We start from the raw sequence: 14,005 nt of genomic DNA on the forward strand, positions 1-14,005 counted from the left end.
TTATGAAAGCCAAACATAACCGAAAACTTAGCGTTTTGTATATCGGAACCGATGAGCGTATAATCAGCGGATTCGAATCGAAAAAGAATCTTCTTGAGTTGATTCACCATTCAAATGCATTAAGTGCTGTGAATTGGTTAAAGGAAGGAAATTCGTGCGATGGGGTAGTTTGTGATAAAGAACTGCCGGGGCGCAATGGGATTGATTTTCATGAAACGTTTATTGCTGAAGTTGATCAGGGAAATAAGATTCCTTACCTGGTTATTACCGATGAGCGTAGTGCTGAAGATATTCAATTGGCGTTTAAAAAGAAGGTAGATGATGTATTTCATCAGCCGGTAAACACCGAGGAGCTTTACAAGCGCATAAAAACCCTTACGGTTTTAAAACCACGAATGTCGTTGGTGCAGAAAGAAAAGAACGACCCGGAAACTACGATTTACAAAACGCCATTTTTCAAACGTACTTTCGATATTGTTTTTTCAGGCCTGGCTTTGCTCTGTCTGTCGCCATTGTTATTGATTTTTGTAATTGCAATACGTTTGGAGTCGAAAGGAAAGGTTTATTACATTTCAAAAAGGGTAGGTACCGGATACCGGATTTTCAATTTTTTGAAATTACGATCGATGTATCCTGACGCCGACAAACGACTGAAAGAATTTCAACATTTAAATCAATACCAAAATAACGAGGAAGAGCAGACTGATGTAGCGGAAAATGAAAGCAATGAACAACAGGAAAGCTCCAAGGCAAATGGAACAATACTTTTTGGCGATGATGTTGAAGTTGATGAAGCCGCTCATATTCAGGAGAAAAAGCAGCAGCAGGAAAGTGCATTCGTGAAGTTTGAAAATGATCCGCGAATAACAAAAGTTGGTCATATTATCCGCAAATTAAGTATCGATGAATTACCACAATTAATAAATGTATTAAAAGGCGATATGTCGATAGTTGGAAACCGCCCTTTGCCTTTGTACGAAGCCGAGTTGCTAACGACCGATGAGTGGACCGACCGCTTTAACGGACCGGCCGGAATTACCGGTTTGTGGCAGGTTGAAGCCCGTGGGAAAACATCAAAAATGTCGCCTGAAGAACGTAAACAGTTGGATAATACTTACGCAGAAATTGCCAATAGTCGCTTTTCGTTTTGGAAAGACATTTGGATTATTATCAGAACTTTCAAAGCTGTTTTTCAGAAAGAGAATGTTTAAAATGAAAAAAAAGATAATATATATTGCTCTGTTGGTGTTTGGAGTTCATGTTTTGCATGCACAATCCTATGATAATTTAATTGCCGCCACATCAGAGGGTAATGATATTGCAGAAGTAATACCTTCTATTTCGGAATTACAGGCCCTTGCAATTGAAAATTCTCCTTTGTTAAAACTCTATGATGCTGATATTGTAATTCGCGAGATGAAAGTGCAGTTACTTCGACGCGAGTGGATGAATGGTCTTGGTGTGGAAGCTGGAGTCAAATATGGTTTGTTTGATAATTTAGTAATTTCTCAGGATTTGGGCTACGATCAAAGCCAAGCACAAACAACAGAACAAACGCGTTATAATTTAGGCATTACCTGGAAATTACCGCTGTTATCATTGGCAGGTGGGAAAAACAAAAGTATGGCGATTGCCGAAAAAGAAAAAGCTCAATATCAGCGTGAAGCATCGGTAAAAGAATTAAAGGAACTCATAATTATACAATACGGTAATATAATTCGAGCTCACCGGAAATTAGTGATATACATAGCAGCCGTTGAATCTATGAGAACACAAATGATAGAGGCCGATGTGAATTATAAAAACGGTATTATTGATATGGCCGATTATGCCCGGTTACAAAATATGCAATTGAATGCAGAGATATCTTACGAAGAGGCAAAGACCGAATTGATAACAGCTATGAGAATTCTGCAGGAAAATATTGGGACAGAAATTAATTTAAATCTTGGAAATTGAATTTAATATATTTCATACGGTTATTGCTAAAGCATTGGTTACTTATGCTTTTGGGACCAATTATATTGTTTTGTGCCATTTTTTTCTTAACAAAAGATGAGCCAAAGGTTTACAACTCTTTTACCAGTATATATACTGGTTTAGCGTCAGGTTCGAGTTTAACATCGCTTGAAAGTAGTAAGATTGATCGGGTTACGACCATGACTGCTTTTGATAATCTAATAAATATTGTAAAACTCAGAAGTACTATAGAAGAAGTTGGGTTACGTCTTTTTACGTCACATATGATATTGGAAGAGCCCAATCCGGAGGTGATTAGTCGGGAGTCGTATTATGAATTAATGAATTCAGTTCCGGATAAAATAAAGAAATTAGTAGTTAAAAATGATTTTGATGCAACTTATAAGGCATTTGTAAACTATAAAATTCAGAATAATCAAAACTATATTTATAAGCTTATAGAGCTTGATAATACATATTACGGATTTGAAAAAATTTTGAAAGAATTAACAGTAAGGCGTAAAAACCTTAGTGATATGATTGAGATTAGTTACTCAGCCACAGATCCGGGCATCTGTCAACAAACATTAGTCATTTTAATCAATGTTTTTATTAAAAATTATGCTGATGTAAAGATTAATCAATCTGATGCTATTCTGAGGTATTTTCAAGATCAACTTAACCTTGCCCAGGAAAAACTTGATTTGGCAGAAGATGAACTACTTCAATTTAATAAAGACAATAACATTATTAACTATTACGAGCAAACTGAATACATCGCTTCTCAGAAAGAGAGTTTTGATGCAAAGTTTAACGAAATAAGAATGGAATATGCCAGTGCTGCAGCTGTTCTAAAAGTTCTTGAAGAAAAGCTTAGTGTTCAACAAAGACGTGTTATTACTAATTCCAAAGTTTTAGAATTAAGAGATCAATTAGCGGCTGTAAATATTGAAAAGGCATTGAAGGAGTATCAGTCGCAATTTGATACAATTAATCAACAATTATATATTGATGAAATAGCAGAATTAAGTACCGAATCTACTGCGCTGCAAAATCAGTTAAGAGAGCAAGTAAATAAGGCGTATTTTATGTCTAATAGTATTGAAGGAGTAGAGTCAAATTCTGTATTAACTCAATGGCTGGAAACTGTTATTAACCTTGAATCTTCGGAAGCTAAACTTGTAATAGGAGAACAACGCAAGGACGAATTCAGAAGTACCATAACGGAATATGCTCCGAAAGGTGCTCAAATGAAGCGATTGGAAAGAAAGATTGCGATTGCAGAGAGAGAATATTTAAGCATTCTTGAGAGTTTAAATCTTGCAAAATTAAAGCAACAAAATGTAGAGTTGAATTCAAACTTAAAAGTTTCAGATCCTCCTTTGTATCCTAATAAATCCTTACCAAGTAAACGAAAAATTTTGTTGTTGGTTGGATTAGTAATTGGTTTTATAATACCGGCAGCTCTTATAATATTACTTGATTTTATTGATCAAAGTTTAAAAACAGAAAAACGTGCTGAGGAGTTTACTGGTTTAACGGTTGCTGCAATTTATCCGAAAATAGGTAAAAAAGTAAGTAGGAGTCTTGATATAGATAATATTAAAGCAAGGGCAATTGATGTATTAGCCCGAAAACTTATACTAAGTAAGGAAACGAACAAAGCCCAGGAACAAAAGCCAGATACCAATATTGTTTTTAGTATTCTTGATGAAGAAGGTAAATCAACGATATTAGGTTTGCTCGCTGAACGTCTCGCAGATATCGGGTATAAGGTTCTGGTATTATCAGATGAAAAATATACACGTTTGAGTAACGTCGAAGTGTATGAATATGTTATTAATGATTCTTTCCATAAATGTGAAGTTATTACAGATTTGATGGATGAAGCAGACAGACACAAGTGTTACCAGAATGATTTTGTGTTTGTTGAGATTCCTGGAATTTTGCAAAATTCATTCCCGATAAATTTATTTAACGGAACCGATCATTCGTTTATGGTAACACGTGCAAATAGAGCATGGACTAAATCTGATACAAATGCAATTAAGGATATACTTTCGTTTACCGAAGATAAAAAACCACAGATATTATTAAATGGTGTGGAAATCGAGGAAATGGAAAATGTAATTGGTGATTTACCACGAAAAAGAAGTTTTATCCGACGATTTGTAAAAAATGTAATTCGTTTACAATTCTTCTCCAAAGATCGAATTAACGGATCGAAAAAGAAGCAGAAAAAAAAGCAGAAAAAAAGATGAAAAGGTCGAATTAAAAAATGGTGCAGAAGTAAAACAAGCTTAAAAAGTTAAGCAAGAGGATTATTTCTTCATTTAAGGAAAAATAGCTAATCCAATTTAAACCAATTAGGAAGATAAAAATGAAAATAGGAATAATTACACTGCCTTTTAATTGGAACTATGGAGGTATCCTTCAGAATTTTGCACTTCAATGGGCACTCAAAGAGCTGGGACATAGTTCAATTACAATTAATCGAATAGATGAGGTAAACTTTGCATTAAAAGATAAAATCAAAATCATAATTAAACGTTCCATAAAAAAGTACTTGTTACGAAAAAAAATAAGCCTGCGTTCATGGCCTAACTTGAACGAATTAAAAACCATTAAAAAGCATACCGATCGGTTTATCGACGAAAATATTGCAGTCACAAATCAAGTTAATTCGGATGCTGATTTAAATAATATTGGCAAATCTGATTTTGATGCATTTATTGTGGGAAGCGATCAGGTTTGGCGACCAAGGTATTCTCCAAAAATTGCAAACCATTTTCTGGATTTTTTAAAATCAGATTCTACAAAAAAACGCATTTCTTATGCTGCCTCATTCGGAACTGATAATTGGGAATATAGCCCAGAACAAACTAAGGCCTGCGCTAATCTAGCCAAACGTTTTAAAGCTATATCTGTTCGGGAAGATTCTGCAGTAGAATTGTGTCGTAAAAACCTGGGAGTCGATGCTATTGTTACACTTGATCCTACCTTTTTAGTACCCAAATGGGAATATGAAAAATTGGTTGAAAAGGATGAAGTAGAAAAAATGCCGGGCAAACTTTTTAACTACGTTTTGGATATAAATCAAGAGAAGAAACAAGTTATAAATGATGTAGGAGAAAAATTGAATCTGGAAGTTTTTTCAGCTTCTGCCAAACAGTCGTTTTTTGAAACAGGTAAGATCGGTTTAAAAGATTGTATTTATCCACCGGTAACATACTGGTTAAGATCATTCATGGATGCTGAATTCATTTTAACAGATTCGTTTCATGGAACAGCTTTTTCTATAATTTTTAATAAGCCGTTTATTTCGATAGGGAATTCAAAACGAGGATTAAGTCGTTTTCAATCAGTATTAAAAATATTTGGACTTGAGGAGCGATTAGTCGATGAAAATGAACTACACAAAGTTTTCGAATTATTAAAAAGAGATATTGATTTCAAATCAGTAAACAAAATTTTAGCCGAGGAGAAGGATAGGTCGATTAGATTTTTGAAAGATGCATTGAATTAAAATTGCGAAAACAAAATATGTTGAAACCAGAAAAAGATAACCCATTTAATGAAATAAGAGGAAGTGATTTCTTAAAGTTACCTCTACCTTTTATTATGGTGTTGTTTACATTCTTGGTAGTGGGAGCGTTTATCGTAAAAATGGGGCCGGTTTCAGGAGCGGTTATTGTTGCACTAATTATAGTTGGTGTGTACCTCTATTATCAATTTATGTATCCAAAGCTCGGATTATTTGCATTATTGATTTTCAATTATTTTATTCTGGGAGTTGGCCGATACGTTTCCAATTTTCCTATTCCGTTAGGAATGTTTGTCGATTTAAGTTTGGTGATTGTGCTCTTGTCTCTATTTTTTAAAGCATTTTTTAAAGATGTTGGATGGCAAAAAGCCAAGGGAGATTTATTTGTTTTATGTATAATCTGGTTTGGGTGGGTATTGTTTCAATTAGTAAATCCATTTGCAATTGCCCGTATGGCCTGGTTCTATTCCATGCGCAATATCGGCTTGTACCTGATTCTTACTGTACCCCTCTTTTTAATTCTGTTTGATAAACACAAAGATTTGCATACTTACTTTAAGTTGTGGGCTATTTTTACAATTATAGGAGCTGTAAAAGGGATCATTCAAAAATTTGTTGGGCTCGATCCTTTTGAAGATGCCTGGGTACACGGCCCCGACAGTGTAACTCATATATTGCACGGAAAAATCAGGTATTTTTCTTTTTTCACTGATGCTGGGCAGTACGGAGCTTCAATGGGGCACTCGGGAGTTGTATTTGCCATTCTTGCATTAGGACAAGAAAAATCAAAGAAACTAAAATATTTCTATGCCATAACAGCAGTTTTAGCTTTATATGGAATGATGATCTCAGGAACCAGAGGAGCCATGTTTGTTCCGGTAGGAGGTTTAGTGTTGTTTGTAATTGTTAAGCGTAATATTAAAATGATGATTTTAGGAGGTTTGGTCGGACTTTCCGTTTTAATATTCTTTAAATACACATTTATAGGACAAAGTAATTACACTATTGCACGAATGCGGACTGCATTTAATCCCTCGCAAGATGCTTCTATGCAGGTAAGGTTGGCTAATCAACGTTACCTAAAAAAAGTAATGAGATCATACCCCATAGGTGGAGGAATTGGAGCAACAGGGCCAATTGCTGAAAAGGTGGCGCATTCTCATCCAATATCAAAAACTCCGCCAGACAGTTGGTTTGTGCTGGTTTGGATGGAACATGGTATAATTGGATTGGCTTTGCACTTATTTATTCTGTTTTATGTCGTTATCAAAAGTTCCTATGTTATAATGTTTAAGTTAAAAGATCCATGGTTAAAAAGCCAAATGAGTGCATTGGTATCCGGAATGTTTGGAATAATGGTTGCCTCATACGGTAATGCAGTTTTGGGGCAAATGCCTACGGTTATTCTGATATATTCTACTATGGCATTTTTGTTTTTAGGGCCAGTATACGATAGAGAGATCGCAGAAAAAGAAAACAGGCGAGTAACGCATTAAAGGTTTAAAGTATGAAACATGAGAAAAAATATCCTTTGGTATCTATAATATGCGTGAATTATAATACCGCCAAAGTTACCATTGAAACGATAATTAGTTTAAGGGCTATTACATATCCAAATATTGAAATAATAATTGTTGATAATGGTTCAAATGAGAGTACTGAATTGATAAGAGAAGAGTGTCCGGAAGTAAAACTTATCAAGCTTAACAAAAATCTGGGATTTGCAGGAGGTAATAATGTTGGTATTCAACAATCAAAAGGTGAGTATATTCTTTTATTAAATTCAGATACCGAAGTAGAACCTGATTTTCTCGAACCTCTTGTGGATTTATTGTTATCGGATAATACGATCGGAGCTGTTTCTCCTAAACTGGTTTATTATTTTAGTGAAAATAGGAATGTAATTCAATACGCAGGCGGAAACAAGATTAATATGTTTACCGGGCGCAACTCAACAAATGGGAAACAACAAATTGATGATGGCTCTTATGATTATATAGCAGAAACAGATTTGGCTCATGGCGCGGCAATGATTATACCTCGTAAAGTAATTCGAGAAGTTGGATTAATGCCCGAGATTTATTTTTTGTATTACGAGGAAGTGGATTGGGCAGAGCTAATAAAAAGACACGGTTTTAAAATTTACTACAACGGGCAGTCTAAAGTATACCATAAAGAATCCATGTCTGTGGGTAAAGAGAATCCAATGAAAACATATTATTTAAATAGAAACAGGTTAGTTTTTATGAGACGAAACAGTAGTATTTATACTTATCTCGTTGTATTTCTATTTTATACGTTTGTCTCTATTCCCAAAAATCTGATCGTGTTTATTCTTAATGGGAAATACCTGATGGCTAAGAAACTTTTAGAAGGGTATTTCTGGAATTTTAAAAATAGGAATGTGAAAATTAATCCATATTTAACTGAGGATAATAAAATTATTTACTCAAAAATTAGAGCAATTACATGAAAAGGAAGTTAATGACAATTAAAAAAGAATCTGTTGAAATACAATTCTCGTACACTTCAAATATATTATTGAAGTAAACGAAATCAATAGAATATTAATACTTAAAAGGCAGTATTCTTAAAATTAAACCAGCAAATTAAATCATTATGGAAGTAGTAGTTTTACTAATAAAAATTATTGAAGCAATCATTTTTGTATACTTGGGAATTGCCAGTGTATATTTCTTTATTTATGCATTTGCAGGCATTTTCCCTATTCGTCACAAAAAAGAAATTAAAGATGGTTTCAATAAGTTTGCAATTCTTATTCCGGGATATAAGGAGGATACCGTAATTATTGATGTTGCAAAAGATGCTTTGCTGCAGGATTATCCAAAAGATAAATTTGAAGTTGTTGTAATTGCTGATTCATTTAAAGAATCAACACTTGAAGAACTAAAAAAACTATCAATTACATTAATTGAAGTATCGTTTGAAAAAAGTACAAAAGCCAAGGCATTAACAAGAGCCATGGATGTGCTGGGCGACGAATATGATGTAGCATTAATTCTTGATGCGGATAATTTAATTGAAAAAGATTTTACCTCAAAAATGAACCTTGCATTCAACAGGGGATACAAGGCCGTTCAAGGTCATCGTATAGCTAAAAATACCAATACCGCCTTTGCTATTCTTGATGCGGTTAGCGAAGAAGTAAATAATCATATTTTCAGAAAAGGACATCGGGTATTGAATATGTCGTGTGGCTTAATTGGGTCAGGAATGGCATTTGATTATAAGTTTTTTAAAACCACGATGAATAATGTATTTGCAGTAGGTGGATTTGATAAGGAATTGGAGCTCAAATTGTCGCGCGAAAAAATAATGGTTGAATATTTACCTCATGCCTATTGTTTGGATGAGAAAGTACAGGATTCGGGGAATTTTTCAAACCAAAGAAGAAGATGGCTGTCGGCACAGGTAATATACTTACGTCGTTATTTCTTTTCGGGGATCTACCATTTACTTGCCAAGGGAAATCTTGTATTTTTTGATAAAATGTTTCAAATGTTGCAGCCACCGCGTATTTTGCTGCTGGGTTTTGTAACGTTACTAACCTTGGTTCATGGCATATTCTTTATCCTTGGAGAAAGCCTTTTCAATACCCCATTTATTACGTTTTTCAATTGGTTAGTTGTTTTTTGCTTGGTGTACTTTTCATTTATGTTGGCGGTACCTCGTAAGTTTTACAATAAAGAAACGCTTAAAGCTGTACTAACATTACCAAAAGGTTTTATTCTGATGTTTATTTCGCTTATTACAATTAAAGGAGCTAATAAAAAATTTATACATACACAACACGGGACTGTAAACGACAAAAGCTAGCAAAAGCTAAATTTATTTGGAGAATTAAGACGAACCAATAAAAAAAAATCAATGATTAGTAATAAGGATATTATATGTGTTTCAAATACTACTTGGTATGGAGAATATACTAAATCAACAGTACAATTGATGTCGCGACTTGCGCAAAGAAATAGGGTAGTATTTGTTGAATATCCGTATACGCTAAAGGATTTAATATTTGCTATTTTAAGAAAAAAAGAAGCACCGGTAAAGCGAATGTTGGGTATTCGAAGAAGATTAATCACAATTAAATCAGATGTTGACACATCGGTTTACAATCTGGTTATGCCACCGGTTTTACCCGTTTACTGGATTAAGAAACAGAAGATTTTTGATTTGGCTTTAAAATTTAATTCATGGATTTATAAAATCACATTAAAAAAGCTTATTAAAAAACTTGAGTTTAATGAACCGATAATAGTAAATGCCTACAATCCTTTTTATGGAACGCCATTGATTAACCAGTTAAATCAATCTTCAAACATTTATTACTGTTACGATGGGTACGATACAGGATTCTACGGTGATAAAGTATATGATGTTGACCACAAATATACAGAGCTAGCGGATGCTGTAATAACAACTTCTGATTACTTGAAAGAAGATAAACTTCAGTTCAATAAAAAATCGTATGTAGTTAAAAACGGAGTTGACTATGAGGTTTTTGCCTCGAATGTTAAGACTGACGTGAATAAAAGCGGTGACAAAAAAGTTGGCTATATCGGTAGTCTCGATCATCGTTTTGATATTGATATTGTAGAACATGCCATTCGTCAATTACCTGAATTTGAATTTCATTTTACAGGTAATCTTCGAAATCTGGAGATAAAAAATCGTTTGGAAAAATACAATAATGTGCAATTCTTCTCAGCTATTGGCCCAAATGATGTGCCCGCATTACTGGCATCATACGATGTGGGAATTATTCCGTATACCATTACCGAGTACAATAAAAACATATACCCGTTAAAAATAAACGAATACCTGGCAGTTGGCGTTCCGGTGGTAATGACTGCATTTGCCGATTTAAAAGATTTTGAAGGAATGGTTAGTGTCCCTAACGACAAAGAGTCATTTGTTGAAGCATTGAAAAAGGAAACAAATTTAGATACACCTGTTTTGATAAAAGAAAGATGTGAGTTTGCTAAAAAGAATTCGTGGGATAAGCGAACAGAAGAATTTGGAAAAATACTCTTTGATAGTTTGTAGAATGGGTGTTGATTAGGATTCATCAAGAGAAGTTAAATAAGTATTTATTATTTAAAAATGTAGAAAATGAAGATATTAGAGATTATATTTTGGCTGGCTCTTTTTATAATTTTTTATTCTTATTTGGGGTATGGTATTTTGTTGTATTTCATTATAAAGATTCGAAGGGTATTCGGTATCCATAAACCTTTTACAGGTAACGATGACTACGAACCCGAAGTAACACTTTTTGTTGCTGCATATAACGAAAAAGATTATGTGGATGCAAAAGTAAAAAACTCTTTTGGTTTAAATTATCCACAAGAAAAAGTTCGTCATGTGTGGGTAACCGATGGCTCAGATGATGGTACACCTGATATTCTAAAAAGTTACGAAGGAGTAGAGGTTTATCATGAGGATGCTCGTGGAGGAAAAATTGGAGCAATGAATCGGGGAATGAAGTTCGTAAAAACACCAATAGTAATATTTTCTGATGGTAATACCACTTTAGGAAAAGAATCGATAAAAGAGATTGTTAACTTATTTAAAGATCCGAAAGTGGGGTGTGTATCGGGTGAAAAACGTATTGTAAATAAAGATGCAGATGCCGCTGCTGGAGCGGGAGAGGGTATATATTGGAAATATGAATCGACATTAAAAAAATGGGACGCAGAGTTGTACTCCGTAGTTGGTGCTGCCGGAGAACTTTTTGCTATAAGAACTGAACTCTGGCAAGAAGTTGAAAAGGACACCTTATTAGACGATTTCATTATATCGTTGCGAGTAGCAATGCAAGGTTACACCATACAATATAATCCTGAAGCCTATGCCATTGAAACAGCTTCGGCCAATGTGAAAGAAGAGCTTAAACGTAAAGTTCGAATTTCTGCAGGAGGTATACAGTCTGTTGTTCGATTAAACTCTTTACTAAACGTGTTTAAATACGGTACTTTGTCTTTTCAATTTATTTCGCATCGTGTTTTACGTTGGACACTAACACCACTTCTTTTACTTTGCATTATCCCTGTAAATCTTGTTCTGGCATTACATTCAGGCATGAATATTCAAAATATTTATACTGTACTTTTTTATGGTCAGGTATTGTTTTATATATCGGCATTGCTTGGGTGGTTTTTGGAAAACAGGAAGATTAAAATAAAATTACTTTTTGTACCATATTATTTCTTTATTATGAACTTGTCAGTTTACCTGGGATTTAATAGGTATTTACGAGGTAATCAGTCAGTAAATTGGGCACGAGCAAAACGTGGAGCATAATTAAATGTGTTCGTTTGTTTAAAAACTATTCCGGATTTACATAAATTATACTCGATTATTTGTTTGTAAAGTACTTTTTGTAAAATAAAATCAGAAATAATTACCTGAATTTTAAGATTTAATCCCTACAGTAGGTAAATGATATTATGTATTTTAGTGGTACTTAAAATACAAATCCTATCATGATGTTATTTTCTCTTTCTTTTTTACAACTTCTACTTAAGTTTAATAAGAGATTTTATGCTTTAATCTCTGTGCTGGTAATACTGGTTGCTTCTACGGATTTAAGTGCATCTACAAAAAAATATTTAGTTGAGGAGAGTTTTGGTTATTACATCGATGCTAATACTTGGGCTGTTGCTCCGACGGGAGGTGATACTGTTTTTATTTCTTCAGACAGAACTAAGGCATTAAAAATTCGAAATCTTAAAGGGTCAAAGGAAACCCCCATTGTTTTTATAAATTTTGGAGGCCAGGTTAGAATAGATTCGCCAACAGCATGGGGTGCATTAACATTCGAAAATTGTTCGTATATAAAAGTTACCGGTACTGGTGATGAAAGCTGCAAATATGGTTTTCTTCTATCGGCTAATACTTGTGGACTTGGTTTTACTGAGTTAAGTACTGATTGCGAAGCTGAATTTATAAAAATTAGCCATGAGGGATTTATGGGAATATGTGTCAAAAAAGATTATGATGGTAATCCTCCTTCGCCAGCACCTGTTTTTTCAAATTTGGTTATCCACGATTGTTTTGTAGAAAATGTTACCGAAGGCATGTATCTGGGTGAAACCAAAAGCCCGGGAATGGAATTTAAACATGTAAAGGTGTATAATAACATTGTGAGAAATACCGGTAGAGAATCGATACAAATTGCAAATATGGTTGAAGATGTTGAAATACATAATAACACCTTATTAAATGCCGGGATGGATAATGTTGGTTCGCAAAGAAGTCTTTTGCAAATTGGCGATAATTCGGTAGCTAACGTTTACAACAACATTTTAATAGGTGCACCTGCGCATGGAATTATAAATATGGGAAAAGGAAATAATGTTTTTACCAATAACTACATTAGTAACTGTAAAGGAATGTTTATCGATAATCGTCTATTCACCGATGTTAATCAACCAATCGTAGTTTCAGGTAATTACTTTAAAGATAATACTCATTCAGAGATTATTGAGAGTATGAATGAACTGAATGTGGTTGTTATTAACAATAATAAGTGGAATTCGTTAATCCCATTTTTTTTGAATAATTCTGGAAGCAAGAGTAATCACATTTTTGCAAACAATATTCACACTGCAATTGATGAGATTGGGTTTACCAACGAACAAGAAAATGATTATTCTCTTGCCGAATCAACTCCTGTTAAATATTTATTGCTTGGTGCTCCCGGCGGACCAGAATATTTCGAAGATAAAAAGAACAATTCAAAGAATACAAAATCCGCACAAATTATTCTCTCTTCTGAAATGATTATTGATGAAAAGGAAGGGATAAATATTTATTCAGCCGATTATTTGGTTGATGAACAGGGCCTATCGTTAGATAAAAACGAACATGCGTCTAGCGAAATTTGGAAACCTTACTACAATATGGATTACGGTCCATATCATATTTATTTTGATTTAGGACGTCAATATCAATTAACCGAAATTGCATTACATGATATGCAAGGAATAGCAGATATGGAGGTTTCAATTGGCGAGCCGGGCGATTGGCAAGAAGTATTTACAGAGCCTTGCGATGAGTACAAATCGTGGAAGAGGCACTCGGTTAATGTATCTAGTAGGTATGTACGACTGACGATTGATGAAAGTCTGTCGGCTGCAATTAATGAGATTGTGCTTTTCGGTTATAAAGAATCGGGTAATCTGAAAAGTGCTGATGCTGAAACTGAAGAGGATAAAACTTTAAAGTGCCAAAATCCGGTGAGTAAATCTTTAAAAGTTAGTATTGATGAAGATCTTGTTGGAGAATATAATTTAGAAATATTTGATTTAAATGGACAAATGCTTTTTACACAAGAATACAGTGATTATTCTTCGTCAGAAATTAATATCAATCTTTCGAATATGGATTTAAAGAAAGGTATGTATATTATAAGGTATAGAAATGATGCAGGAATAACAAGAAGCACTAAATTTATAAAACAAAGTTAATAATGTTCAC

Annotated in this window: 10 protein-coding genes; all 10 read left to right on the forward strand. The window is 33.9% G+C overall.

Annotation, left to right across the window (positions count from 1 at the left end; genetic code table 11):
* Positions 1 to 2 precede the first annotated feature (2 nt).
* Positions 3 to 1,211, forward strand: a complete 1,209-nt coding sequence (locus BMW53_RS15685) for a sugar transferase (RefSeq protein ID WP_051568086.1) — start codon at positions 3 to 5, stop codon at positions 1,209 to 1,211.
* Position 1,212: 1 nt separating this feature from the next.
* On the forward strand, positions 1,213 to 1,959 hold the full coding sequence (locus BMW53_RS15690; protein ID WP_168136448.1) for a TolC family protein: 747 nt from the start codon (positions 1,213 to 1,215) through the stop codon (positions 1,957 to 1,959).
* Entirely contained in the window at positions 1,956 to 4,220 is a 2,265-nt protein-coding gene (locus tag BMW53_RS15695; RefSeq protein ID WP_139178203.1) for a GumC family protein, read from the forward strand. The genes BMW53_RS15690 and BMW53_RS15695 overlap by 4 nt, the downstream gene beginning before the upstream one ends.
* A gap of 119 nt (positions 4,221 to 4,339) precedes the next feature.
* A complete protein-coding gene (locus BMW53_RS15700; RefSeq protein WP_074780945.1) occupies positions 4,340 to 5,485 on the forward strand; it encodes a polysaccharide pyruvyl transferase family protein in 1,146 nt (381 codons plus the stop codon).
* A gap of 17 nt (positions 5,486 to 5,502) precedes the next feature.
* Positions 5,503 to 6,999, forward strand: a complete 1,497-nt coding sequence (locus tag BMW53_RS15705) for an O-antigen ligase family protein (RefSeq protein ID WP_051568085.1) — start codon at positions 5,503 to 5,505, stop codon at positions 6,997 to 6,999.
* Positions 7,000 to 7,010: 11 nt separating this feature from the next.
* Positions 7,011 to 7,976, forward strand: a complete 966-nt coding sequence (locus BMW53_RS15710) for a glycosyltransferase family 2 protein (protein WP_074780948.1) — start codon at positions 7,011 to 7,013, stop codon at positions 7,974 to 7,976.
* Between the two features lie 146 nt (positions 7,977 to 8,122).
* Positions 8,123 to 9,340, forward strand: a complete 1,218-nt coding sequence (locus BMW53_RS15715) for a glycosyltransferase family 2 protein (RefSeq protein ID WP_051568084.1) — start codon at positions 8,123 to 8,125, stop codon at positions 9,338 to 9,340.
* Between the two features lie 51 nt (positions 9,341 to 9,391).
* A complete protein-coding gene (locus tag BMW53_RS15720) occupies positions 9,392 to 10,570 on the forward strand; it encodes a glycosyltransferase (RefSeq protein WP_081804920.1) in 1,179 nt (392 codons plus the stop codon).
* 66 nt (positions 10,571 to 10,636) lie between these two features.
* On the forward strand, positions 10,637 to 11,827 hold the full coding sequence (locus BMW53_RS15725) for a glycosyltransferase family 2 protein (RefSeq protein ID WP_038562815.1): 1,191 nt from the start codon (positions 10,637 to 10,639) through the stop codon (positions 11,825 to 11,827).
* Positions 11,828 to 12,009: 182 nt separating this feature from the next.
* Positions 12,010 to 13,995: a T9SS type A sorting domain-containing protein gene (locus tag BMW53_RS15730; protein ID WP_081804919.1), complete on the forward strand. Its 1,986-nt coding sequence runs from the start codon at positions 12,010 to 12,012 to the stop codon at positions 13,993 to 13,995.
* Positions 13,996 to 14,005: the final 10 nt, after the last annotated feature.

Origin of the sequence: Draconibacterium orientale, assembly GCF_900111425.1 — a bacterium.
Lineage (GTDB): Bacteria > Bacteroidota > Bacteroidia > Bacteroidales > Prolixibacteraceae > Draconibacterium > Draconibacterium orientale.